This window comes from Metabacillus sp. KH_069 (assembly GCF_057838075.1).
The window spans coordinates 1,708,092-1,732,385 of sequence record NZ_CM174460.1 but is presented as its reverse complement, the minus strand read 5'-3'; the positions used below and the strand labels follow the sequence as shown (position 1 = coordinate 1,732,385).

Sequence of the window (24,294 nt, the reverse complement as noted above, 5' to 3'; positions counted from 1 at the left end):
CTGGAGATTCACTCCAGGCGGTTTCTATTTATTTCTCAGATGGTTACTTTTCAAACCACATCAGCCCGATTGTTCCTTCACCAACATGAGCGGAAATCACTGGACTCAATTCTCCAACTTCTATTTCCAATGACGGGTCGATTTGCGATAGTCTTTCCTTCCACTCACCCGCTTTTTCAAAGAGATTGCTGTGAATGACAGCTACTCCATAAACACCATTTTCTGTATAGGATGCTTTAAAAAGTTCAAAAATGCGGTTTTCAGCTTTTTTGGTCGTTCTCACTTTTTCAAGCTGAACTAATTCACCATTCTGAAACTCAATAATCGGACGAATTTGCAGCAGATTGCCAATAACCATGCCCACGCCGGAGACACGTCCCCCTTTGTGAAGCTGCTCGAGGCTGCCAATCAAGTTAAGTCCTCTTACCCGCTCAGGGAGCTTCTGCAAATGTTCGGCTATTTCCTTGCCTGTATACCCTTCACGGTCCATGCGGGCACCCTCAAGCATCATGTACTCCAGAGCTTTTGCGCCAATTTTGGAATCAATATGAACCATTTTAAACCCGGCAATTTCTGCAGCGAGCATGGAAGCATTCAGGGTGCCGCTTACTTTTGAAGTCACATGAATGGCAATCCCCATTTCGTACTCCTGTTTCAATTTTTCATATAATTCAACGAAATCACCGACAGCTGGCTGACTTGTTGTTGGTGAAACCTTCGATGCTTTTAATTTTTTATAAAACTCTTCATTTGTCAGTTCAATGCCGTCTTTATAACTATTGCCATCAAATATGATAGAGAGCGGCACAACATTTATCCCGTATTTTTCAGCAGTATCTTCTGAAATGCAAGATACACTATCTGTTACCCATGCAATTTTTTTCAACGTATCGTTACCCCCAGGCGTTTTCACTAGGCTCTTTAGGAAGACATTGTTTTCTAATCTCAGTCTTTGCAAAAAACAGCCTTTCATTAACACATACTACCAATTCCTACTAGATTGCTAGGAAAAGTGTCAACAGTTTTCATTCTATAGTGAACTAAAGGAATAAACAATAGAAAGATTTACATGTTCATTGAATTTTCTTATTTTATGAAGAAGATTGACGAAAAAAGCAGAATTCATGTACGATGAGACATATCAACCTGAACGGGAGAGTAAAACGATGAAATCTGTTGAAGTCTACATATTATCCGGATTTTTAGGAGCGGGTAAAACAACGCTATTAAAAAACATTTTAAAACAAGAACAAGATAAGAACCGGAAAATTGCCGTCATTATGAATGAACTCGGGAAAGTGTCCATCGATTCTGACGCTGTCTCGGATGATATTCCTTTAAAAGAGCTTTTGAATGGATGTGTATGCTGCACAATGCAAGGGCAGTTAGAAGCACAGCTCCAGGGAATGCTCTCACAATACGATCTTGATGCGATCTATATTGAAACAACGGGTGCGGCACATCCGATTGAAGTGCTGGACGCCTGCTTATCGCCTGTTTTTGCTGAAAAGTTAGCCATAGGGTCTATCGTAACGCTTGTTGATGGCGCCCGCTATCATGATCGCAGTGCCTTAAGTATTCAGCTTCAAAAGCTCCTGCAGGAACAAATTCATCATGCTGACATTGTTCTTTTGAATAAAGTGGACAATCTCTCTGAATCAGAACAGGCATCCCTGGTCTTTGACATTCAGAACATTGCCGCTGATTCCAAAGTGCTGCTGACTCAATACGCCAATATCAGATTAAGCGATTTTCAGCATTTAGCCCGCAAGCAGCAGAAGGAGCATCAAAAAACACATGTACAGCTTGATCTTCATTTGAAAACATATGTTCATACCTTTACAGAACAAATTGATTTTGACGCTTTTGAAGATTTTCTGAGAAACATGCCCGATACAATCTACCGCATTAAGGGATACCTATCCTTTACACATTCCCAGGATACGTACTTGTTTCAATATTCTTACGGCATGCCGCTCTATTTAAAAGAGCCTGTTAAAATGAAAAAGACGCTTGTTTTTATCGGCGAAAATTTAGATCATGCCTGGCTGAAGGATCAGCTGGAGGCATTGCAGAAATAGCTTTCGTTAAATGACCTGCAATAGGCAAAATAGATAGGTAAACGGGTAGTAAATTGCACTGCAATTTGTACCCGTTTTTTTTGAATAAAGGTTTGTGCTTGTTGAGTATTCAGTACACTTTAGTTATTCTTTTTCGTCATTCAACTGTAAAATGATTCGGCTTCTTTGATTTCACGAAACCCGGACGTTTGCTCAATTGAGGAATCATACTACCCCTTTGATTCCACAAAACCCGGACGTTTACTCAATTGAGGAATCATACGACTCCTTTGATTCCACAAAACCAGGGAGTTTGACTTATTGTCATACGAACCCTTTGATTCCACAGTACCCGGGAGTTTGACCAATAGTGGAATCATACGACCCCTTTGATTCCACAAAAACCGGGAGTTTGCTCAAATGAAGAATCATATGACCCCTTTGATTCCACAAAAACCGGGAGTTTGACCAATAGTGGAATCATACGACCCCTTTGATTCCACAAAACCCGGATGCTTAACCAGTTAGAGATCCAAAGACAAGTGAATTAGTATTTAAGTACAATAATGAACCTTTATCAATTCCTGACAAAATGAAATAACGCCCAACTGGAAAATTGGGCGTTTTCCTAATGCTATTCTGTTAGACTAAAGTTTTCTCCTCAAAGGGACACTGTTTTCATATAGCAGGCCGGTTCTCTTAGCGATTCTTCTCGTATATCTTCAAATTCGCATACACCATCGATAAAACCTGCGCTTCTATTTTATGTTTTTCAGCAAGCTTCATTAGATACCCCTGCAGATGATCTGCTTCGACTTCTGCCAGTTTTTCCATATCCCTCTGCATGGAGGACTTCATTCCATGTGTCATGTTATGTATTTTTTCGAGCTGAATATCTTCAATTCCGTCAGCGATTGGCGCACTTTCCGCACGCATAATCGATCCGATTTCGTAAAAGAGTTTCTGTGTAACACTCAATCCGAATTCATTTTCGCGGATGGGCCCGATTGGTGAGCGGAACAGCGTTGTGACACCAGACAAGCCGGAGATGAACATATATTTATGCCACATATCAGCGAGGATTCTGTCACTCTTTCGTATCTCAGCATTTGAGCCGGCAAATAATGCTTCCAGTTTTTCAACTGCTTCAGACTGCTCACTGTATAGTGCCCCGTAGACGAGCTCATGGATCGGACTGGTCTGCACGATTACCCCATTCTGATCCACTGTTGATTCAATAAAACATAAACCGCCGATGACACGATCTTCAGAGAATCTCTCCTGCAGCATGTCCAAGTGGGCAAACCCATTCAGAAGCGGCATGATGAGAGTCTGATCTCCCACAAATGGCGACAAATCCCCGATTACTTTTTCCAGATGATAAGCTTTCACAGATAACAGGATGAGATCGAATGCTTCCCTTTTCTCTCCGGCAAGCATGACTTGCGGATAAAAGTGATAATCACCGTGTATACTTTTCACTTGCAAACCTTGTTCACTCAGCAAATGTGCCCTTTTTTCTCTGACTAAAAACGTGACATCTTCCCCTTTTTCGGCAAGACGGGCACCAAAATATCCGCCCACCGCTCCTGCACCAACTACTAAAACTTTCACTTTTCCATCCCCTTCCCTTCATATATAAGTTTATAGAAGCTTTTAAGAAAAGACAAAAAATCCTGCTCGGAATAAGCAGGATTTCTTCTTAACTTTCTTTTTTCTTTGTCCCAAGATTTTGAGTAATTCGGTCTAAAATAATGGCAAGGATGACAATAGCGATACCTGCTTCAAAACCGCGCCCGACTTCAATTCTTGTTACAGCCCTGTAAACATCCACTCCAAGTCCAGGTGCGCCGACAAGAGAGGCAATGACGACCATAGAGAGGGCAAGCATGATGCTTTGGTTAATTCCTGCCATAATGGTTTTAGTGGCAAGCGGAAGTTCAACCTTTATCAGTTTCTGCATGGTGGTCGATCCAAATGCATTGGCCGCTTCAACCAGATCTTCAGGAACCTGGCGAATCCCCAGGTTTGTCAATCTGATGGTCGGCGGCATAGCGAAGATAACAGAAGCTATGATCCCTGGAACGACTCCAATACCAAAGAAAAGAATCGCCGGAATTAAGTAAACAAATGCAGGCATTGTCTGCATTAAATCCAGGATTGGCGTCATAATTTTTGAAAATGTTTCATTCTGAGAAGCAATAATCCCAATCGGCACTCCGATGATAATCGAAATAATAACGGAGGTTAAGACAAGTGACAGGGTATCAATCGTCTGTTCCCAATAGCCAAGGTTAACAATAAACAGCAGTCCGACAAAGGCTAAAACCGGCAATGACCAGCTTCGGCTCACATACCATGCTATGCCTGTTACAATCAAAATCAGCAATAAAGCAGGTATAGCCATTAATCCGTATACAATTAGATCGGTAAACCCTTCAATCCCATCTGAAAGCCAGCCGAAAAAGCCTTCAAACGTTTCATTTAAATAGGTGACAAATCCATCAACCCATCTGCCGACTGGAATTTTAGGAATGTTATTCATGGATGGCCACCTCTTTTTTCTCTGTTCCCGCAAGAGCCTGAATCACTTTCTCGCGTTTAATAATACCTTTAATTCTCATGTTTTCATCTACTACAGGCAATGGATACTTGCTTGATGCCATTTTTTCATAAAGATCATCAAGGACGGTATCCATCGTTACATACGGAATATCTTTTACGACATATGTTTCTGTCGGGACATCTTCCTGAATCGCTTTCACGGCGTCATCAGCTGATATGAGTCCCATCAGTGTTTGTTTTTTATCGACAGTGTAGACGCTTGAATATCCTGCGTCTCTCATAAGCTTGAGCGCAACACGCGGGCCTCTGTCAAGCAGGATTGTTTCTGCACGGCTCATAATCGAGCCTGCTGTGATGACTTTCGATAAATTCACGTCTTCAACAAATCGTTCCACATATTCGTCTGCCGGATTGGTCATGATTTCTTCCGGAGTTCCGATTTGAACAATCGATCCATCTTTCATTAGGGCGATGCGATCACCAATCCTAAGGGCCTCATCAAGGTCATGAGTAATAAAGATAATCGTTTTCTCCATTTTTTCCTGAAGCTCAAGTAATTCATCCTGCATGTCCTTGCGAATAAGGGGATCGAGGGCACTGAACGCCTCATCCATTAAAAGAACATCAGGTGCATTGGCCAAAGCCCTCGCAAGTCCGACACGCTGCTGCATGCCTCCGCTGAGCTCGCTCGGATAACTGTCCATGTATCCTGTTAACCCTACAAGCTCCAATGATTCTTTGGCACGCTCGTGTCTTTCTTTCTTTTCCATTCCCTGTACTTCTAGTCCATATTCCACATTCTCAACGACCGTACGATGAGGAAACAGGGCAAAGCGCTGGAAAACCATACTCATTTTTTTTCGGCGCATTTCCCTTAAGGATTCGCCTTTTAGTTTCATAATATCTTCATTATCAATGTAAATATGACCTGATGTAGGATTAATCAGCTTATTTAACAGTCTTACAAGTGTTGATTTCCCGCTTCCTGACAGTCCCATGATCACGAAAATTTCACCGGCATAAACCTCAAAGGTTGCGCGGTTTACTCCGACAGTCATTCCTGTTTCCTTTAAAATTTCTGCTTTTGATTTCCCTTTTTTCAGCAAATCTACACCCTTTTGCGGGTTTTTCCCGAATACTTTTGTAATCTCATTCACTTTAAGCTTCACTTTTCTCAAGTACAAAACACCTCTCACTCACGACTTCTATTGTTTCAGTTTTCACATCATAAAAATGAAATATGTAATTTTTCCGCTGGAATAGGAAGAATATATGATGGACGGGGTGCTAAAACGGAACCTGTTATCTTTACCCCCTCTAACAGAAATTGAAACAAATTAAATGTTTCCAATACATTTTTATAGGGAATAACATACTTGTTACATAACACGGCTGGAGGTTTTATTGGTGAAAAAAAGCTTTTATGCAATAACAATGGCAATCTTATTTTGTTTTGTTTTATCCTCATGTACTCCCGGAAATACGGATAAAAAAATTAAAATCGGCATGGTAAACTGGATTGATAACATTTCGACTGCTTATTTGTGGAAGCTGATTCTTGAGGAAAAAGGATATGACGTTGAAATCATTGAACTTGAAAAGATCGCGCTATGGACAGGTCTTTCCCGGGGAGATATCGATGTGACCGGACAAGTTTGGCTCCCGCTTACCGACAAACCGCTCTATGATAAATTTAAAAAAGACGTTGAAATCGGAGAGCCATGGTTTGAAGGGACACGACTTGGTCTTGCGGTGCCCCAGTACATGAAGGATGTAAACAGTATAGAGGACCTTAACGCAAAGAAAGCTGAATACAATGGTGAAATCATCGGGATCGATCCAGGCTCAAGCTTGATGCAGCTGACAACAAAAACGAAGCAGGAGTATGGCCTTGACTATGAGCTTGTTGAATCTTCCGAGGCTGCCATGCTGACAGAATTTAAAAAAGCGTACAAAAAGAAAGAACCGATTGTTGTTACGCTATGGAGTCCTCATTGGGTTTTCGCTGATTACGACATTAAATACCTGGAAGATCCTAAAAATGTGTATGGTGCTCCTGATAAAATTCATTCAATGTCAAGGATCGGATTTACGGAAGAACATCCGGAAATTGTGAAATGGATGTCAGAATGGAAAATGAATGATAAACAATTAAATTCTCTTATTAAATACGTTCAGGAAGAATCACTGACGCAAGAGCCTGATGCTTATGAAAAAGGCGCAGAAAAGTGGATAAAGAAGAACAGAGATCTTGTGGACAGCTGGATAGAGGAAAAATAAAAAAACCGCCGATTGGCGGTTTTTTGTATTAAATGACGGAAAACGGCTTGCTCTCGGCAAGGCTATTCCGTTTTTTATGCATACATAGTTTGAATCTGCTTTTGAACATCCTCATTTTCAAGGTACTCATCATATGACATTTGTTTGTCAATCACGCCATTTGGTGTAACCTCAATGATGCGGTTTGCAATCGTTTGAACAAACTGATGGTCATGAGATGTGAAGATCATTGCACCCTTGAAAGCAATTAATCCGTTATTAAGAGCTGTGATTGATTCTAAGTCTAAATGGTTCGTAGGCTCATCTAACAGCAGAATGTTTGAGCTGCTGAGCATCATTTTAGACAGCATGCAGCGGACTTTTTCTCCACCGGATAAGACACTTGCTTTTTTAAGAACTTCTTCACCAGAGAAGAGCATTCTTCCAAGGAACCCGCGCAGGAAGCTTTCGCTTTGGTCGTTCGGCGAGTATTGGCGAAGCCAGTCAACAAGGTTTGATTCAACGCCTTCGAAGAATTCGCTGTTGTCTTTAGGGAAATAAGCTTGAGAAGTGGTTACTCCCCATTTGAATGTTCCGCTGTCTGCTTCCATTTCGCCCATTAGAATTTTAAATAGAGTCGTAATGGCGATTTCATCACGGCCGACAAGGGCAATTTTATCTTCTTTGTTCATAATAAAGCTAACATTATCAAGAACTTTTACACCGTCGATTGTTTTAGAGATGCCGTCTACACGGAGAACATCGTTGCCGATTTCACGTTCCGGTGTAAAGCCGACCCAAGGATAGCGGCGAGAAGATGGTCTGATATCATCAAGGGAAATTTTATCAAGCAATTTCTTTCTTGATGTAGCCTGCTTGGACTTCGAAGCATTTGCACTGAAACGCGCAATAAACGCTTGAAGTTCTTTAATTTTCTCTTCTTTTTTCTTGTTTGCATCAGATGCCATGCGGCTTGCAAGCTGACTTGATTCATACCAGAAATCATAGTTTCCGACATAAACCTGAATTTTACCGTAATCAAGGTCCGCAATGTGCGTACATACTTTGTTAAGGAAGTGACGGTCATGGGATACTACAATAACGGTATTTTCAAAGTTGATCAGGAATTCTTCAAGCCACTGAATCGCTTTGATGTCCAAGTGGTTGGTAGGCTCATCAAGAAGAAGAACGTCCGGCTTGCCGAACAAGGCTTGAGCAAGCAATACTTTCACTTTGTCTCCGCCAGTTAAGTCTGCCATTTTCTTGTCATGAAGCTCATCTGTGATGCCAAGACCTTTTAAAAGAATGGCAGCTTCACTCTCAGCTTCCCACCCGTTTAGTTCTGCAAATTCGCCTTCAAGCTCAGCTGCACGCATGCCGTCTTCATCTGAAAAATCAGCTTTCATGTAGATGGCATCTTTCTCCTGCATTACCTCATAAAGGCGGGCATGGCCCATAATAACAACCTTCATTACTTCATAGTCTTCATATTCAAAGTGATTTTGTTTAAGAACTGCAAGACGTTCGCCAGGTCCTAAGCTGACGTTTCCAGTCTGTGCTTCAATCTCACCTGAGAGAATCTTAATAAAAGTAGATTTCCCTGCACCGTTTGCTCCAATTAAACCATAGCAGTTGCCAGGGGTGAATTTTATGTTAACATCTTCAAAAAGTTTGCGGTCACCATATCGCAATCCAACATTGCTTACTGTAATCATTAAAGTTAGTCCTCCATCTATACATAATCTACAAAATTATAACACGAACTGGCGAAAAAAAATAATAAATGCAGTTTTGGCCATGAAAATAATCTGTTCAATTATCCAAAGTCCATCTAATGTTCACATTCCAAACGTTTTGAACGGTGCATTTTTATGGTAGGATTATGTGTATTACATCCCGGAGGTTATCCCATATGAAATTACTTACACTCCTAGAATACTCGCTATATATTCTATTTACCGGACTGTTCCTTGCTTTTACAGGGTTTCAGACGAGCAATGTCACTTTTTTCATCGGCCTTGTCGTCATCTATCTCATCGTCCACTATTTCAGCAAAAAAATCTTAACTAAATACGGAAAAATAGATGCGAAGGTATCTTTTGGAAAATCAATTCTTGGCATTATCGGAGCAGTTTTTGTCACGATGCTCGTTTTGACGCTGATATACACATAAGAAAAGCGCAAGCCCCCGTTTAGCGCAGGCATGACAGATTAGGATCCGACAGAAAAGGCGCTTTTTGCCAATACTTGCGGATCTGTTCTGGCCGAGGAGCCTGAGCGATTCCGCTCGCCATCTAGAAAAGCGGAACCGACTGGTAAGACCCGACAGACAGATAAGGATCCGGCTGAAAAGGCGCTTTTCGCCTTTACAGACGGAGCTGTTCTGGCCGAGGGGCTAGGAGGTGGAGCTAGACATCGAAGCGCAAAATTTTATACTTTCTTATCTCATAAAAACAGACATCCTCATCGGATGTCTGTTTTTTCGATTCTGCGTGTTTCTCTGCCGAATCGATCTCTTATTTCCTCCATGCGTTTTCGATTGACGCCAAAATCGTAATAGCCGATCCGTGATGCTGACCTGAAATGAATCTTCTTTTCTCCCGGATCGAGGAAAAACTCGACATCATCCTTAAATTTCAAGACTTTCGATCTAAACACAGCATGCAGGCGATTATTGCTTTGCTCAGCAATTTCCGCATGCTCCATTGAGTGAAGAGCATTTCTCAGGTGATTCATTGCGGCGCCTGCATCACAAAAATAGGAGATCGGTTCAATTTGATGGTAGCTCGAAGTATTTACAGTTGACACACAATTTTTTTTCGACTTAGAGCATGCTTTTATATTCATAGTATCCTTCATATTTGCATCCCGCCTTTTTCTTCTTTTTCCCAATCATGGAAAAAAGAAAACCGGAGATTATTCTCCCATATCAGTTGGAGGCGCTGAATTGCCTTTATTCATGTATTTTTTAATTCCAAGCCACAAAGCAAAACAGATTAAAAATAAAACGAGCAGAACTGGAAGATTTCCAGCTGTAAAGACAATTAGAGCAGAACCAGCTGCAAGCAGGGAGTTCAAGCTTTCCATGAACTGTTTTTTCGTTTTATCCCATGTATTCAAATGTTTGTTTTCAAGTCCCGGCACAGTAACCTTATCCTCTGAGATCTGCATCGTAATCGTTGCGAAAGAAGTTTGGTTTTTTAAGTAATTGATTCTGCCTGTTATCTGTTCCATTTCCTCTTGAACTGCACTTAAATCGGAGGATATTTTCAGCAGATCCTCTGTTGTTTGAGCATCTTTCATAAAGCTTAGAAGCCGTTCCTCTACGGCCTTTTTGGCTTTAAGCCTTGATTCAAGGTCTACGTATTCCTCAGTTACATCCTGGCCTGTGACCGTCTGCTGATTCACTTTTACGCTTCCCTTTTCAATGGTTTTTAAGAAGCTCTGGAATTTATCCTGCGGCACCTTGACTGTCAATGATCCTTCCTTCGGCATTTCATCCTCATTTGTATATGTATTTGATTCAATGACATATCCGCCTAATGAAGCAATGGTACTTTGAAAAGAAGAAACAGCTTCATTAAAGTTTTTCACCCTAATAGACAGATCAGCCGTATAAATGACTTTTCGGTTTTCCGGTGCAGAAGGGACAGCTTTGTTTTCAGGTGAAGTTATTTCTGCCTTGTCAGCCTGCCCTCCTTCTGAATTCATGGTCATATCAGAGTCTGCCATCTCATTTGCAGATTCTCCGCCTGAGCTGTCCGCACTTTTATCTGACTGACTTTCTGAACTGCTGCACGCTGCACTAAATAATGCGAGAAATAGGATAACGATGATCGTTCCAGCTTTTTTCATTTTCAACACACTCCCCTTTTATATAAACGATTAGACGAGAGTGATTTCCATTTGGTTACATCTTTAGCATTATTTTGTTTTTCTTATTTTTTCAAATGGAAAGAACACAAATTCTGCCTTTCCGGCAATGCGGTCCTTTGAAATGAATCCAAGACCATTTCTCGAATCCATGCTGTTTGTCCGGTTATCTCCCATGACAAAAACGTCATGTTCCGGCACAGTGACACGTTCAAAATCATCCATCAGAAACATCCCAAGTTTTTCCGCCTTCTGTTCATTTGAAAGCAAATACGGCTCCGTAAGCTGCTTTCCATTTATTTTCAGCTTATGACCTTTAACTTCCACTGTATCGCCAGGCAGCCCAATGACTCTTTTTACATAATGAACATCCTTTTCATCACCATCTATGATGACGATATCTCCCCGCTTCACGTCGCCGATCATAAAACTTGATTTGCTCACAAACAGGCGGTCACCGTCATGGAGAGTTGGATCCATCGATGATCCTTCAACTAAATATGGTTCAAAGAGAAATAGACGGATGATCAAAGCCAGTCCCACTGCAAGCAAAACCGCCTTGCCCCATTCCAGTAATGAGTGTGACTTCCGTTTTTTTGACATATAAGATCCCTCGTTTGCCGGAAATTTTTCTCCTTAAATAGTTAACCGCAGACGATTCAAAACCCTTTTTCCACAAGAAAAAAAGAAAACAGTACACGCCCCTCCCGTTTTTTCAATTTATTTCAGCTTAGAAGAAATTATGAACAATAAATCCCCCATGTCCGAATACATTTAATGGACAAGGAATCGAAAGGCAGATGAATCTGAATGGAAAGCTTATTCTTTATCGTTAAACCGATTGTGCTTGGCATAAGTCTGGCTGCACCAATAGGTCCGATTAAATTGGAGATGATCAAGAGAGGTATCATGGGAGGATTTTGGCCTGCGATGCTAGTTGGAATTGGAGCCATCACAGTCGATATGATGTTAATGTTCGGCATCTTTCTCGGTCTGGTGACATTTCTTGAAAGCACACTGTTTTCTGCAATCTTAAGTGCTGTCGGAAGCTATCTTTTAGCGAAGCTCGGCATTAGCAGTATTCTCCGCTCGCTGTCTGCAGAAAGAATGATAGAGTCAGATGATGAAAAAAAGAGCAGTGCGGGTTCATATTGGACCGGCTTTTTCATCGCTCTTGGCAACCCGTTTATTTTTATATTTTGGCTCGGGGTTTATGGCTCTGCGCTGACAAGTCTTGGCCCGCACCATACGTTTCTTTATTTGCTGATCTACAGTTTGCTGATCATAGCGGGGGTTACTTTATGGAATTTAAATATTGCTCTGACGGTTCATTTTATCCGGGATTATATTAAAGATAGAATGCTGAAAGCCATTACCTTCGCTGCAGGTGTTATCTTACTTGGATTTAGTATAAAATTATTCATTCAAATGGTTGGATTTATTACCTGAATGCTCGAGCAGGGCTTTTTTGACAGCCGGACTCAGTTTTATGACAGCTAGAATATTCGGAATGACAATCAATATAAGAAAGAAATCAAGCAGTGTCCAGACAAGCTTTACACTGCATACAGCCCCGGCAAGAATCGCGGATAAATAAAAGAAGCGAACTGCAGGCATTTTTGTTTCTGGTCTAAGATATTCCATTTGTTTTTCCCCGTAATAGATCATGATCATAATTGTCGAAAGTACAAATAAGGTAAGGAAAAAAGAAAGCATGTGTGCCGCTGCCCTTTCAGGAATAAGTGTTGCAAAGGCATATGCAACCAGAGATGATGCCTCCTGCTCGCTGTGCTCTTTCCAAACACCGGAGCTGAGCACGGTCAGTCCAGTAAGGGTACAAATGACAAGAGTATCCACGATGACCGCAAGCATTCCCCAATAGGCTTGAGTGAGCGGTTTTTTTACATCTGTGGCAGAGTGAGCGATAGCTGATGTACCAAGTCCTGCTTCACTCGAATAAAGTCCTCTTGATAACCCCCATCTGAGAGTACCGGCAATGGCAGCACCTGGGAAAAGCCCCAGTGCCGCTGAGGGAGTAAACGCATGGACAAAAATTTCTTTAAATATAGCTGGCAGCTCAGCTGTATGACTTAAAATGACCCAGAAAGTTGCTGCTATGTAAAGTCCGACCATTAAAGGCACGAAAACACTCATGACCCGGCTGATTCGTTTCATTCCGCCGAAGACAACGAGAGCAGTTACAATCATTAATGCCACCCCGGTTATTAATTTAGGCAGCCCTGCTGAATGCCCTAAGGAAACGGAAACTGCATTCGACTGCACCATAATACTTACAAATAATTGAAGAAATAAAATCAGGGCATAGCAAAAAGCAAGCTTCTTCCACATCAGCCCCTTTCTCATATAATAAGCCGGTCCGCCCACCCATTCACCTGATTGATTTTTCTCTTTATACATTTGTCCGAGCATGATTTCAGTGATCATTGTTGCCATCCCGATTAATGCCACAATCCACATCCAAAAAAGCACTCCCGGACCTCCGAAATAAATGGCCAGAGGAATTCCGATAATATTATTTGCACCGATTGTACCTCCTAGTGCAGAAGAGAACGCTGCAAAAGGTGTAATTTGCCCGCTCGTTTTGTTTTTGGTAAAAACAGATCCGATGGTTTCTTTAAGCATCTCATGCAAGATACGGAATTGAATAAACCTTAATCGAATGGTTAAAAAAAGGCCTCCGCCCAGTAAAACAATGATCATAGGATAGCCCCAAAGCCATTCACACACTCTTGTAAACAAAGCCACCACACTCTTCTCCTTATACTTAACACTTTGAATAGTTTGTGCTTCTATAACTCATTCCATGTTAAAGCAATAAAAAAAGAGGACCATCTAAAAGATGATCCTCTCTTTTCTCTAATTATTCAAATGGTGCCGTTACCAGATATCCTGCATAAAAAAGCACTTCTTTTGTATACACAGGCAATTTCGTTTCCCATGTTTGGTACGCTGAAGTCGTAGTAGGTGAAGAATAAGCATTCATCCCAAGCTGTTTTGCAAGGAGGAAGGAACGCTTCATATGGTATGGATCGCTTACGATCGTGTATGAATTCAATCCTGCTTTTTTCCCTGCTTCATATGCGTACTTCAGATTATCTTCTGTCAGTCTCGAGCTTGTCTCAAGTAAAATATCTGATTCTTTCACACCGTGCTTGACCGCGTAGTTTTTTCCGACAACCGCTTCAGGCAAATCCGTTTTGATCGCTTTTCCTCCTGTAAAGATAATCTTATCAACGTCTTCCTTTTTATATAGCTTGATTGCATGGTTGATCCGTTCTTTAAAGACAGGTGAAGGATTCTCTCCCCATGCAGCAGCTCCGAGCACAATGGCTGCATCGGTCTTAACGGTTTCGTGCTTATTGCCAAAATGCCAGATGCTGACCGAAGAATAGACCATCAGCAAAAGAACGGCAAGCAGGACCATTTTAAAAAGAAATGCGGCAATTTTCCCAAACTTCATTGTAATCATTCCAATCTCATCTGCACATAAAATACCTATACCCTTTTTACCATCATCACCAGCATGGGGCAAGAGTTTTTTTATGAGAAACGCGGAATCGGCTGTTCTGACGGCTTTTCTCTGGTTTATGATCCTGCATCTTATTACATCCAATCACAGCCTGAGAAGTTCTGTTTCATGCGAAGAGATTTCACGGTAAATTTGGATATTTTGTAAGCACGATTAAAATGAGGCTGGGACAAAAGATTTTCAGCCATAGAATAATCCGAACTATTATGTGAAATTCCAACTTGAATTTCGTTTTAGTTCGGATTTTTTCTTTGGCTCTTTTATAAATATTGTTGCTGCCATACTAAATGGTAGAAACCTTAAGTGGATTGCAGCGGAAGGAACTTGACTCCTGCGGGAAATAGAGCAAATTGGGAGACCCCACAGGCAACGCCGAGGAGGCTCCCATGCTCCCCGCGGAAAGCAAGTTCCTGGAGCGGAAAGGAACGGACATTATTTATCATGAAAAACAACAATCTATGTGAAAATAGCCCTTTCTTTTAATGGTATTCGCACTATTCAATGTTCGGCTTTCATTAAGGAGATGATCGTTACGTCCCAGCCTCATTTTATCCTTATTCATATCGAAGAGAATCAATCGGATCAAGCCGTGCTGCTTTGTTTGCAGGCAGCATCCCAAAGATGACGCCGATGATCATGGAGAATCCGAGTCCGCCGAGTACAACCTGCCACGAAACAAGCGACGGCCAGCCTGCAAAAACTGAGACAAGCGACGCCCCTCCGGCTCCAAGAAGGATCCCGATGATTCCGCCAATCAATGTCAGAGTAATGGACTCAATTAAAAATTGAGTGAGTATTTGTCTTTTCGTCGCTCCCAGCGCTTTTCTGATGCCGATTTCCCTGGTTCTTTCAGTGACAGAAACAAGCATGATATTCATGACCCCGATGCCGCCGACAAAGAGCGAAATCCCTGCAATGGACCCGATGATTAATGTCATAATTCTAGTTACCTGTCCGATCCCTTCAGCGATTTCTTCCATATTGAAGACTTGATACGCATCCTCTTTATCATGCTTCTGATTCAAGAGCGCGGTTGCTTTTTTTCCTGCTTCCTGAAGTTCCTCTGCACTTTCTGCCTGAAGAGTTACCTGATTAAAATCAGATTTGCCGAAGGAAGCACGATAGGTATTGGAAGGCAAGTAAATTTCCATGGAGCCAAATGAAAAAAGACCAGTCGGCTTTTCAAGCACACCGACAATCTCAAACGGCTGTCCATTTACCCAGATTACTTCACCAATAGGATTTTTCTCTTTAAATAACTCCTTTTTCGTCTCCTGACTGATGACGCCAGCTCGGCGGCCGCCGATAAAGTCGCCTTCAACAAGATTTCTTCCAGACTCAATTTTCAGTTCGTTTACTTCAATGTAAGCCTGATTAATGCCAAAAATGGAAGTATCCACTGTATCTTCCCTGTACCTGGCAGGCATGAATTCCGAGCTGGAGGCCACTACTTTAGAGACTTCAGAGATACCTGATAACTCATCAATATCCGACTGAGTAAAGGCTGATTCCATATAAGCATTGGGACTCGACTGCATTTCTTCTTCACTTGGCTGGTAAAACACTTCAATCGTGTTGCTTGAACCGGTAAATTGCGATTTCAGCATTTGCTCCCCGCCCTGTCCGATGGCCACAACAAGTATGACAGATGCAACACCAATAATAATTCCAAGCATTGTTAAAATAGACCTCAGCTTATGAGCGAGAACAGAAGCGAACGCCATCCGCAGGTTTTCCATTATGCTCATGCGTTTCTCCTTTCTGCTCCGGCAGATTGAACTTCCCCGTCTCTTACCATGATGATGCGCTTCGTGTAGTCCGCTATTTCCTGTTCATGCGTGACAATGATCACTGTTGTCCCCTCAAGATTAAGAGCTGCAAATTGCTCCATAATGGAGACGCTTGTCTTTGTATCCAGAGCACCTGTAGGCTCATCTGCAAGGATAAGACGGGGCTTGTTGACAATGGAACGTGCTATAGCTACACGCTGTTTTTGCCCGCCTGAAAGTTCATTCGGGAGATGGTTCATCCGGTCTGCAAGCCCGACTTTCTCAAGTGCCAGCATCGCCCGTTCTTCCCGCTCTTTTTTCTTTACCCCTGCATAGACCATTGGAAGCTCTACATTTCTCAAGGCGGTCAGTCTCGGCAGCAGCTGAAACTGCTGAAAGACAAAACCGATGGAAAGGTTCCTCACTTTAGCGAGATCAGTATCCTGATAGGCGGCAACGTCTTCTCCATCGAGAAAATAATGTCCGTTTGTCGGACGGTCCAAGCAGCCGATAATATTCATTAACGTCGATTTCCCTGAACCCGATGGGCCCATTATGGAAATGAATTCGCCTTCTTCAATGGTTAAATGGATGTCTTTTAAAACGTCGAAGGATTCTTTTCCGACCTTGTAGCTTTTCGTAATGCCGGAAAGCTGGATCATTTCACCGTCACTTCCGTCCCGCTCTGAAGATCGTCTTTCGGCTTTGAAACAATCGCATCATCTGCTGTTAATCCATCTTTAACTTCCATATAATCGGAAGAAGCTGTTCCTATTTCAATCGTCTTTTTCTTCGTTTTCCCGTCCAGAACGGTATAGACAAAATAGTCCTCACCATCTTGTTTTACAGCATCAACAGGTACCGTCTGCACGCTGCGCTTTTCCGTTTCAATTTCCATAATCATTTTAAAGCCGGGTTTTGCCTTCATTTCGCTGCCTTCAATGGATACCTCTACCGGATATTGTACAGCCGCATTTTCAGTACCCATTGAACTTGGCGGAGCTTCAGGAAGCAGACCGATGTTGCTGACTTTTCCCTTCCACTTTGCGTCAGGGACAACATCCGAACTTAAGGTAACAGGCTGTCCGTCTGCCACTTTTAAAGAATCATATTCAGACAGTACGCCGCTGACAATAAACTGATCTGTTTTTGCAATATGTATAACTGCTTTTATGCCGCCCTGTTCTGCTGCTTGTTCAGGATTTTCATCAATGGTCATGACAGTGCCTGACATGTCGCTTTTCACTTCGAGAGCACTAAGCTGTTTTTCTATCGTTTCTTTTTGCAGCAGAAGCTGGCGAAGTTCTATATCTGCCATCTTTTGTTCCATTTTCAGCTGATCACGCTCAGCATCGATTGTTTTTTCAGCTTCATCTTCTCCAACTTGTTTGCTTAAATCTTTTTCTTTTTCATTGAGATCGTCCAGCTGATTTTCAAGCTGATTGATTTTAAGATAACCAGATTCAATGGAAAGAGCATTTTGTTCTTTTTCTAGAGAAAACTGCTGATTTTCATAGCGGAGGAGGGGAGTTCCCTCTTTCACGGCATCTCCCTCTTTTACTAGAATTTCAGCAATGTCCCCTTTTTCCGGATCTTGATAAATATACTGTTCATTTTGGAACTTCAGTGTACCGGGAACCATCACATTCGAAGCAATTTCCTGCTGAGAAAGCTTCACTGTACGGACGGTTACTTCCTCTTTGCTCATCGCACGATAGACGTATACCCCCACGAGCAAAGCGATGATTGAAACGACACCGATTGAAATCCAGATTTTTTTCTTCATGCTGCAGGGAACATCCCTTCAAGCACGCCTCCTGCAGCTGCCAGCACTGCACCGATGACGAAGAAAACAATCGCAATTGTCCATGCTGCTGCCTTAGATAAACCTGCCACGCGCTGAAGTCCGAGTGCCGTTAAAATCGTTCCCCAAATTGTGAAGACTTCAAACGTCATAAGCAGTCCTCCCAAACCGCCTTCAGCACCGACAATGCTGTTCAAGCTAGTGTAGGGATTAACATAATTCTCTTCTTTTACTAAAAAGGCAATAAGTCCGTTTAAAAGCGTTCCAATCGATGTGACAAATGCAATGTAAATCGTCATGGAAAGAATTTGTTTAAATTTAACGGCAGACCCAACCATTTTCGTAAACGCAAGTGTGATGGCAGCCATAATTATAAGAACGATAATACTTCCAATACCTCCGACAACGATACTGACGACGCCCATGATTGTTCCAAACATAGCGGCTTCTTCTACTGTAACTCCAAGCTCTGATGATAGATCACCTGTAAGTTCAGGAGCATTTACTAATGATAAGAAAGTACCTGCTAAAACCATCAATGTAACAAGGAGAAAACCAACAAGCACTTTAGGTTTTTGACGAATGCGGTCAAATTGCTCCCCCGGGTTCATGATCATGCCGAATAAAGACGGTTTAGGCGGCTCTGGTGAGTTTCCTTCAACTGCAGGATTTGTTTGCTGTTCCATATCCAATTACCTCCAATTTTTATATGTTCTGTAAGTAATACGATTGTCATAAAAATAGGTTTCATCATTTCTATCATTCTTTGAAAATATTTTATAGGATCAATAAAAAGAGCCAACCGCGATCGATTGGCCCTCTCTTCTTACCCCGCATCAAGCATTCTGAATTGAGCTTTCACAAGTTCAAAATAGATTCCCTGCTGCTTCATAAGCTCTTCGTGATTTCCTTGCTCCATAATATTCCCATGATCGAGTACAATAATATTGTCCGCCTCGCGAATCGTCGATAAGCGATGGGCAATCATAATGGCGGTTCTGCCTTTTAAAAGAGTTTTCAGGGCCTGCTGGATTTTCACTTCTGATTCTGTATCAATACTTGCTGTTGCTTCATCCAAAATTAATATTTTCGGATCAGCAAGTATGGCCCTTGCAAAAGAAAGAAGCTGCCTTTCCCCAACAGATAGCACGTTTCCGCGTTCTTCGACCTCTGACTCATAGCCATTTACAAGATCTTTAATAAATTCATCTGCTCCAACGGCTTCAGCAGCAGCAATGACTTCTTCGTCTGCTGCATCCGGTCTGCCGAAACGGATGTTTTCCATGATCGTTCCCGAGAAGATAAAGGTATCCTGCAGAACGACGCTGATTTGCGACCTCAGGCTTCCGATTGATAAATCGCGGATGTTTATGCCGTCGATCTTTACTTCTCCGCCTGTTGCATCGTAAAAGCGGCTGATTAAGTTTGCAATCGTTGTTTTTCCGGAACCGGTGTGTCCTACAAGGGCGACAGTCTGACCGGATTCAATTTGAAGGGAAACCCCGTTTAATGCCTTGCGGTTCCCATCATATGAAAATTCAACTTTATCAAACTCGATATCCCCCTTCATATCTTGCAGAACGACCGGATCATCGGTTTCTGAAACAATTGGTTTTTCATCTAAAAATTCGAAAATCCGTTCAGATGAGGCCATCCCCATCAGCAGCTGATTATACACTTGGCCAAGTCTTGAAATCGGCTCCCAGAACATTCCAAGATAAAAAGCAAAGGAAACAAACTCCCCAATTGTGATCGAGTCATTTGCAATTAATGAAGCACCAAACCAAATAAGAATGGCAGTGCCTATCGCATTTGTCATTTCAACAAATGGACGGAAGACAGCATTCTTCTGCGTCGCATCCTGCCAGCTGCTGAAGTTTTCCGTGTTGATCCCGTCAAAGAACTGAATGTTCTCTTTTTCCTGCGTGTAAGCTTGAGTAACCCGGATGCCCTGTATGCTTTCATTCAAATGAGAATTCAGCATAGACTGCTTCAGCCGGACGGTCTGCCATGATCTCCGGATTTTCTTGCGCAGGCTTGTTGAGATAAAAAACATAATCGGCAGGATAATCATAATAGCAAGGGCAAGCGGCGGACTGATCGTAAACAAGATGATAATAACCCCGATAAGCAAAAGGAAATCCATTAATAGATTAATAACCCCGCTTGTAAAAAGCTCCTGCAGAGAGTTAATGTCATTCATGATCCGGACGAGAATCGATCCTGCTGACCGGGAATCAAAAAAACGGTGGGACAGAGATTGAACATGTGTAAACAAATGCTTGCGCAAATCATAGATGACATTTTGCCCAAGCATGTTCATCCATCTGATCCTGAGCGTATTGGCCACATAAGAAACGAGGTAAAGTCCAAATATGGACCCTACCAGCACCCACAGCAAATCCAGGTCTTTCTGAACGATTGCTTTATCAAGCGTGTATACTCCGATTAAAATTGGCACAATTAAACGGACAATGGTCGTTAATATAACGGTGAGAAAAGAGAGAGGCAAAAGGTTTTTTGAATACGGCTTAATATACCCCATTAACCTCCCCATCTGTTTCCAGTTAAAAGGCTTTTCAATAATTTGATCCGTAGAATAGTAGAATCTCTGCTTAATTAAATCCTGCTTTTCTTTCTTTGGCATCTTTTTCACCTACCCTGCGTTTGACTGTACAACAGCTTTTTGGTCTTTATATTGAATATCATAAATTCGTTTGTAAGGGCCGCCTGTATGGAGCAGCTGCTCATGTGTTCCTCTTTCGGCAACCTCGCCATCCTGAAGCACGATAATTTCATCGGCATGTTTTAATGAAGAAATCCGGTGAGCGATAATAATCGTCGTTCGATCCTTCATGACGGCTTTTAAGTCTTTTTGGATACGGAACTCTGTGTCCATATCAACCGCACTCGTTGAATCATCCAAAATCAGAATGCTCGGATCCACGCAAATGGCGCGCGCAATGGAAATCCTCTGCTTTTGTCCCCCTGATAGACCCATGCCCCGTTCTCCAAGCATTGTGTCGTACCCCTCAGGAAGCTCCATAATAAATTCATGTGCCTGAGCGCGTTTGGCCGCATCGATGATTTCATCCATCGTGGCATTAGGTTTTCCATAAGCAATATTTGATTTAATCGTCGTAGAAAAAAGGAAAGATTCCTGCAGCACCACTCCGATGCTTCCTCGCAGGGATTTTAAAGAATGATCTTTAATATCCTTTCCGTCAAGCAGAATCTGGCCTGAAGTAGGCTCATAAAAACGCGTCATTAATTGAGTGACGGTTGTTTTTCCTGAACCCGTAGCCCCAATCAGTCCGACCGTTTTTCCAGGAGGCGCATCAAATGAAACATTTGTTAAAGCCGGTACATCTTCTTCATTGTATTTAAGCGAAACATTTTTAAACGTAACGTGGCCTGATAATTTATCTGCTGACAACTCACGGTCTGCATCACTGATCTCTTCATCCGCATCTAGAATTTCAAGTAATCGTTCACCGGAAGCTTTTGCTTGAGAAAATAAGTTGATGACGAATCCCAAGTTCATGATCGGCCACATTATATACCAGACAAGGCTGTAAAAAGCCACTAGCTCACCCGGCTTAAGACTGCCGTTAATCACCATGTATCCGCCGAAAGCAAGTAATGCAACGACGCAAATATTTCCGATGAACTCCATAAGCGGAAAATATTTCGCCCAAACATTCGATGTATCTAAATATTTCTGTTTGTAATCATTGTTTGAGGAATTAAACTTCGATATTTCAAAGTCTTCTCTGGATAAAGATTTTACAGTATGAATGCCGCTTATATTTTCCTGAACATTCGTATTCAGTTTCCCAAATGATTTGCGGATGCCTCTGAAAGCAGGGTGCACCCTTTTATCAAAACGGTAGACGGCGACAGCGAGGAACGGCAAAGCTGCAATCGTGACGAATGTCAGCGGTACCGAGTAATAAAACATGACGCAAAGACTGATGACAATCAGAATAATGAAGCGAATCAGCTCCGCAATTCCGAATGACAGGAAAAAACGGAAGCCTTCCACATCCGCCGTGAGCCTTGACATCAAGTCTCCTGTTTTTGCATTGTCATAATAGCGAAATGGGAGGCGCTGAAGCTTTTCATAAAGTTCATTTCTCATTCTGTACACGGATTTAATTCCAAACATATCCCCTAAATACTGATGAAAATAAGTCGCTACTCCCTTTACCGTCATGATGCCGACAAACCCAAGCGCAATCCAGGGCACAAGTGAAAACTGTTCTTTCAGCACGACATCATCAATGGTAAACTGCAGCACCATCGGATACACAACCGTGATGACTGTCATAATCAGCAGAAAACCCATTGACCATAAGAAATCATTTTTGTAAGGCATATAAAAGGCCCTTAGTTTTTTGAATGTTTCCAATGAAAATCCCTCCTTTGGCCTTTGCTTTTTTTTCTTAGCTTTCAAAATATTTACAACGTATTACTTAATATATCGGGTTTCGAAATATATTTCTAGTCATTTTACGCAATTTTTATAAAATTAATGCTAATTAATGAATTCAGACTCCTTCCCTATTATGAGCCTTCTCCGTCATAAGTCGGATAACTGAAAAAGCACGGAATCAAAGATCCATGCTTCTGAAAACACACTATCTATTTCTATGTTTCAGCCAATTTTTCATGACTTCAGCTTTTGGAAATTGCGTTTGTATACGAGTTTCCATTTTCGCGGCTGCTCCCACAGATGGCTAAACCGTTCATGCTGGCACTTTATCTATTAATGGTGATTTCGTTTTGCTTTATTCAAAATCTGCAAGACACAGTCCGTTTTTGCATCTGCATATTCATTTCCTGTTTTCCAGTCATTCTTTGAAAGATCTTGCTTTACAGCCTCATACATCAGCCGATCTTCCGGATGCCTGCGGAGATGATCACGGAACAGGAGGTGATCCTCCCACCATTGATGAGTGACTGGCACTGTATGAATGTGGGCTGTCCGGTGGTCATGCGGAATGTTTACTCCTTCTTTTTCAATAACATTAGGATAAAGATGCAGATATTCCTTTTTTACCCCGATAAAAAAACGCCTGAATGGCAATGCATCATCGTACACCTTTTTATAAATATAAGGGGAATCTGCTAAAGAATCGACTACAAAAGACAGATCTTCAATAGACGGTACACCGATTAAAATATCAATGACAGGCTTTGCTGAAAGACCTTCAACCGAGGTGCTTCCTATATGTTCAATTTTAATGGAAGACTCATTAAAAGCATTTTTCAGCGTTTCCTCGTGCAGGCGGAATTGCATTTTCCAATCCGGGTTATATTCTGATAGATGGATCTTCATCTTATTCACCAAGCAATGGCTTGCCTTCAGCATCAACCAGCAAGGTAATTCCCACCCCGCCGCCGGAGATCGTCTGCAGGTATTGAACCCCTGTTTCTGTATCCTTTATGACCCTTATTACATCGAGGGTCCCTTGTGACTGAGTCACTTCAAACCGTTTATTTGCTGCCATCCAGATCACTCCTTTAGAAATAATAGGTAATTTCACATTTATAGTATCATATTTAGGTTGGAATCTATGTTTTTTAACCATTTTTTAAGATCTTAGAGCCTTTATAAATGAACAGCAGTCTGAATGATCTTTTGGTATGGCTGTTTTCGCATAGATTGTTGTTTTTCATTATAAATGTTACCCGTTCCTTGCAGCGAGAGGAACTTGCTTTCCGCGGGGAGCATGGGAGCCTCCTCGGCGTTGCCTGTGGGGTCTCCCACTTTGCTCTATTTCCCGCAGGAGTCAAGTTCCTTCCGCTGCAATCCACTTAGCGTTTTTAACAATTAGTCTAACAGCAACAATATTTACTAAAAGAGCCTTTTGTATAGAGAAATATTTTTTATAGAATCCTTCTTTTTCTTGATTTGTTTAATAACAGAAAAATGGTAAGATGATAAATATTGGCACCAAAAATTTTTCATTCAAGGAGTGATTATGTACTATGTCAGTAGACGTTTACCTTAATTTCAATGGCAATTGCCGGGAAGCAGTCGAGTTTTATGCAAAGGTTTTCAAGACAGAAGAACCTAAATTTATGACGTTCGGCGAAACACCGCAAAATCCAGAGTATCCTCTGCCTGAGGAAGCGAAAAACTTGATCATGCATACAAGACTTACTATTGATGGAAGCAATGTCATGTTTTCTGACACTTTTCCGGGAATGCCTTTTGTGGAAGGGAATAATATCACTCTTGCTTTGGTAAATAAGAACATCGAAGAGCTGACTTCTATTTTCAACCAGCTTAAAGATGGCGGCACAGTCGTCATGGATCTTCAGGAAACATTCTGGAGCAAGCTTTATGGACAAGTAACAGATAAGTTCGGAATTCATTGGCAGGTTAATTACGAATAAGTAAAAAAA

General features: G+C 41.8%; 23 protein-coding genes. 5 read left to right on the top strand and 18 right to left on the bottom strand.

Going from position 1 to position 24,294, the window contains the following annotated elements:
* Window positions 1-43: 43 nt before the first annotated feature.
* On the bottom strand, window positions 44-886 hold the full coding sequence (locus tag AC3ISE_RS08555; protein ID WP_489223871.1) for a DegV family protein: 843 nt from the start codon (window positions 884-886) through the stop codon (window positions 44-46).
* A 280-nt stretch (window positions 887-1,166) separates the two neighbouring features.
* On the opposite strand from AC3ISE_RS08555, the gene AC3ISE_RS08550 reads away from it, so the two are divergent.
* The gene (locus AC3ISE_RS08550) at window positions 1,167-2,081 is read left to right on the top strand and encodes a CobW family GTP-binding protein (protein ID WP_489223870.1); all 915 of its coding nucleotides are present in this window, start codon (window positions 1,167-1,169) and stop codon (window positions 2,079-2,081) included.
* A gap of 678 nt (window positions 2,082-2,759) precedes the next feature.
* Here the strand turns inward: AC3ISE_RS08550 and AC3ISE_RS08545 are convergent.
* From AC3ISE_RS08545 to AC3ISE_RS08535, 3 genes are all read right to left on the bottom strand, one after another.
* Window positions 2,760-3,674 carry a ketopantoate reductase family protein gene (locus AC3ISE_RS08545; RefSeq protein WP_489223869.1) on the bottom strand — a complete coding sequence of 305 codons (915 nt, stop codon included), beginning with the start codon at window positions 3,672-3,674 and terminating at the stop codon, window positions 2,760-2,762.
* A gap of 88 nt (window positions 3,675-3,762) precedes the next feature.
* Window positions 3,763-4,605, bottom strand: coding sequence for an ABC transporter permease (locus AC3ISE_RS08540; protein WP_489223868.1), 843 nt, complete (start codon window positions 4,603-4,605; stop codon window positions 3,763-3,765).
* Entirely contained in the window at window positions 4,598-5,803 is a 1,206-nt protein-coding gene (locus AC3ISE_RS08535; RefSeq protein WP_489223867.1) for a quaternary amine ABC transporter ATP-binding protein, read from the bottom strand. The genes AC3ISE_RS08540 and AC3ISE_RS08535 overlap by 8 nt, the downstream gene beginning before the upstream one ends.
* Before the next feature lie 229 nt (window positions 5,804-6,032).
* Here AC3ISE_RS08535 and AC3ISE_RS08530 point away from each other — a divergent pair, with 229 nt between their 5' ends.
* Window positions 6,033-6,905 (top strand): glycine betaine ABC transporter substrate-binding protein, encoded by an 873-nt coding sequence (locus AC3ISE_RS08530; RefSeq protein WP_489223866.1) that lies wholly within the window; start codon window positions 6,033-6,035, stop codon window positions 6,903-6,905.
* 74 nt (window positions 6,906-6,979) lie between these two features.
* Here the strand turns inward: AC3ISE_RS08530 and AC3ISE_RS08525 are convergent, their stop codons facing one another.
* The gene (locus AC3ISE_RS08525; RefSeq protein WP_133311362.1) at window positions 6,980-8,599 is read right to left on the bottom strand and encodes an ABC-F family ATP-binding cassette domain-containing protein; all 1,620 of its coding nucleotides are present in this window, start codon (window positions 8,597-8,599) and stop codon (window positions 6,980-6,982) included.
* 197 nt (window positions 8,600-8,796) lie between these two features.
* Here AC3ISE_RS08525 and AC3ISE_RS08520 point away from each other — a divergent pair, with 197 nt between their 5' ends.
* Window positions 8,797-9,057 carry a hypothetical protein gene (locus AC3ISE_RS08520; RefSeq protein WP_133311363.1) on the top strand — a complete coding sequence of 87 codons (261 nt, stop codon included), beginning with the start codon at window positions 8,797-8,799 and terminating at the stop codon, window positions 9,055-9,057.
* Between the two features lie 290 nt (window positions 9,058-9,347).
* On the opposite strand, the gene AC3ISE_RS08515 is transcribed toward AC3ISE_RS08520, so the two are convergent.
* From AC3ISE_RS08515 to lepB, 3 genes are all read right to left on the bottom strand, one after another.
* Window positions 9,348-9,743, bottom strand: coding sequence for a DUF1499 domain-containing protein (locus AC3ISE_RS08515; RefSeq protein ID WP_489223865.1), 396 nt, complete (start codon window positions 9,741-9,743; stop codon window positions 9,348-9,350).
* Window positions 9,744-9,800: 57 nt separating this feature from the next.
* A complete protein-coding gene (locus AC3ISE_RS08510; RefSeq protein WP_489223864.1) occupies window positions 9,801-10,739 on the bottom strand; it encodes a DUF4349 domain-containing protein in 939 nt (312 codons plus the stop codon).
* Window positions 10,740-10,808: 69 nt separating this feature from the next.
* Window positions 10,809-11,360 (bottom strand): signal peptidase I, encoded by a 552-nt coding sequence (gene lepB, locus AC3ISE_RS08505; RefSeq protein WP_489223863.1) that lies wholly within the window; start codon window positions 11,358-11,360, stop codon window positions 10,809-10,811.
* Window positions 11,361-11,567: 207 nt separating this feature from the next.
* Between lepB and AC3ISE_RS08500 the strand changes: the two genes are divergently transcribed.
* Window positions 11,568-12,206: a LysE family transporter gene (locus AC3ISE_RS08500; protein ID WP_489223862.1), complete on the top strand. Its 639-nt coding sequence runs from the start codon at window positions 11,568-11,570 to the stop codon at window positions 12,204-12,206.
* On the opposite strand, the gene AC3ISE_RS08495 is transcribed toward AC3ISE_RS08500, so the two are convergent.
* From AC3ISE_RS08495 to AC3ISE_RS08450, 10 genes are all read right to left on the bottom strand, one after another.
* Window positions 12,174-13,523 (bottom strand): alanine/glycine:cation symporter family protein, encoded by a 1,350-nt coding sequence (locus tag AC3ISE_RS08495; RefSeq protein WP_489223861.1) that lies wholly within the window; start codon window positions 13,521-13,523, stop codon window positions 12,174-12,176. The genes AC3ISE_RS08500 and AC3ISE_RS08495 overlap by 33 nt on opposite strands.
* A 115-nt stretch (window positions 13,524-13,638) precedes the next feature.
* The gene (locus tag AC3ISE_RS08490) at window positions 13,639-14,247 is read right to left on the bottom strand and encodes a YdcF family protein (RefSeq protein ID WP_489223860.1); all 609 of its coding nucleotides are present in this window, start codon (window positions 14,245-14,247) and stop codon (window positions 13,639-13,641) included.
* Window positions 14,248-14,861: 614 nt separating this feature from the next.
* Window positions 14,862-16,055, bottom strand: coding sequence for an ABC transporter permease (locus tag AC3ISE_RS08485; RefSeq protein ID WP_489223859.1), 1,194 nt, complete (start codon window positions 16,053-16,055; stop codon window positions 14,862-14,864).
* A complete protein-coding gene (locus tag AC3ISE_RS08480; RefSeq protein ID WP_489223858.1) occupies window positions 16,052-16,738 on the bottom strand; it encodes an ABC transporter ATP-binding protein in 687 nt (228 codons plus the stop codon). Before AC3ISE_RS08480 ends, AC3ISE_RS08485 begins: the two co-directional genes overlap by 4 nt.
* Window positions 16,735-17,862 carry an efflux RND transporter periplasmic adaptor subunit gene (locus AC3ISE_RS08475; RefSeq protein WP_489223857.1) on the bottom strand — a complete coding sequence of 376 codons (1,128 nt, stop codon included), beginning with the start codon at window positions 17,860-17,862 and terminating at the stop codon, window positions 16,735-16,737. The genes AC3ISE_RS08480 and AC3ISE_RS08475 overlap by 4 nt, the downstream gene beginning before the upstream one ends.
* On the bottom strand, window positions 17,859-18,566 hold the full coding sequence (yknW, locus tag AC3ISE_RS08470; RefSeq protein WP_489223856.1) for a YknW family membrane protein: 708 nt from the start codon (window positions 18,564-18,566) through the stop codon (window positions 17,859-17,861). Before yknW ends, AC3ISE_RS08475 begins: the two co-directional genes overlap by 4 nt.
* Window positions 18,567-18,706: 140 nt before the next feature.
* Entirely contained in the window at window positions 18,707-20,527 is a 1,821-nt protein-coding gene (locus AC3ISE_RS08465) for an ABC transporter ATP-binding protein (RefSeq protein WP_489223855.1), read from the bottom strand.
* A gap of 9 nt (window positions 20,528-20,536) precedes the next feature.
* The gene (locus tag AC3ISE_RS08460) at window positions 20,537-22,291 is read right to left on the bottom strand and encodes an ABC transporter ATP-binding protein (protein WP_070878952.1); all 1,755 of its coding nucleotides are present in this window, start codon (window positions 22,289-22,291) and stop codon (window positions 20,537-20,539) included.
* Window positions 22,292-22,648: 357 nt separating this feature from the next.
* Entirely contained in the window at window positions 22,649-23,221 is a 573-nt protein-coding gene (locus AC3ISE_RS08455) for a GrpB family protein (RefSeq protein ID WP_489223854.1), read from the bottom strand.
* A gap of 1 nt (window position 23,222) precedes the next feature.
* A complete protein-coding gene (locus AC3ISE_RS08450; RefSeq protein ID WP_489223853.1) occupies window positions 23,223-23,393 on the bottom strand; it encodes a DUF6440 family protein in 171 nt (56 codons plus the stop codon).
* A 481-nt stretch (window positions 23,394-23,874) separates the two neighbouring features.
* On the opposite strand from AC3ISE_RS08450, the gene AC3ISE_RS08445 reads away from it, so the two are divergent.
* Window positions 23,875-24,285 carry a VOC family protein gene (locus tag AC3ISE_RS08445; protein ID WP_489223852.1) on the top strand — a complete coding sequence of 137 codons (411 nt, stop codon included), beginning with the start codon at window positions 23,875-23,877 and terminating at the stop codon, window positions 24,283-24,285.
* Window positions 24,286-24,294 lie beyond the last annotated feature (9 nt).

What these genes read in the sequence shown, in the direction of transcription:
- AC3ISE_RS08520 (WP_133311363.1), top strand. Translation starts at nt 8,797, where the DNA reads ATGAAATTACTTACACTCCTAGAATACTCGCTATATATTCTATTTACC.
- AC3ISE_RS08445 (WP_489223852.1), top strand. Translation starts at nt 23,875, where the DNA reads ATGTCAGTAGACGTTTACCTTAATTTCAATGGCAATTGCCGGGAAGCA.
- AC3ISE_RS08550 (WP_489223870.1), top strand. Translation starts at nt 1,167, where the DNA reads ATGAAATCTGTTGAAGTCTACATATTATCCGGATTTTTAGGAGCGGGT.
- yknW (WP_489223856.1), bottom strand. Translation starts at nt 18,566, where the DNA reads ATGGAACAGCAAACAAATCCTGCAGTTGAAGGAAACTCACCAGAGCCG.
- AC3ISE_RS08485 (WP_489223859.1), bottom strand. Translation starts at nt 16,055, where the DNA reads ATGAGCATAATGGAAAACCTGCGGATGGCGTTCGCTTCTGTTCTCGCT.
- AC3ISE_RS08500 (WP_489223862.1), top strand. Translation starts at nt 11,568, where the DNA reads ATGGAAAGCTTATTCTTTATCGTTAAACCGATTGTGCTTGGCATAAGT.
- AC3ISE_RS08450 (WP_489223853.1), bottom strand. Translation starts at nt 23,393, where the DNA reads ATGGCAGCAAATAAACGGTTTGAAGTGACTCAGTCACAAGGGACCCTC.
- AC3ISE_RS08480 (WP_489223858.1), bottom strand. Translation starts at nt 16,738, where the DNA reads ATGATCCAGCTTTCCGGCATTACGAAAAGCTACAAGGTCGGAAAAGAA.
- AC3ISE_RS08525 (WP_133311362.1), bottom strand. Translation starts at nt 8,599, where the DNA reads ATGATTACAGTAAGCAATGTTGGATTGCGATATGGTGACCGCAAACTT.
- AC3ISE_RS08510 (WP_489223864.1), bottom strand. Translation starts at nt 10,739, where the DNA reads ATGAAAAAAGCTGGAACGATCATCGTTATCCTATTTCTCGCATTATTT.
- AC3ISE_RS08540 (WP_489223868.1), bottom strand. Translation starts at nt 4,605, where the DNA reads ATGAATAACATTCCTAAAATTCCAGTCGGCAGATGGGTTGATGGATTT.
- AC3ISE_RS08455 (WP_489223854.1), bottom strand. Translation starts at nt 23,221, where the DNA reads ATGAAGATCCATCTATCAGAATATAACCCGGATTGGAAAATGCAATTC.
- AC3ISE_RS08490 (WP_489223860.1), bottom strand. Translation starts at nt 14,247, where the DNA reads ATGATTACAATGAAGTTTGGGAAAATTGCCGCATTTCTTTTTAAAATG.
- AC3ISE_RS08475 (WP_489223857.1), bottom strand. Translation starts at nt 17,862, where the DNA reads ATGAAGAAAAAAATCTGGATTTCAATCGGTGTCGTTTCAATCATCGCT.
- AC3ISE_RS08465 (WP_489223855.1), bottom strand. Translation starts at nt 20,527, where the DNA reads ATGCCAAAGAAAGAAAAGCAGGATTTAATTAAGCAGAGATTCTACTAT.
- lepB (WP_489223863.1), bottom strand. Translation starts at nt 11,360, where the DNA reads ATGTCAAAAAAACGGAAGTCACACTCATTACTGGAATGGGGCAAGGCG.
- AC3ISE_RS08515 (WP_489223865.1), bottom strand. Translation starts at nt 9,743, where the DNA reads ATGAAGGATACTATGAATATAAAAGCATGCTCTAAGTCGAAAAAAAAT.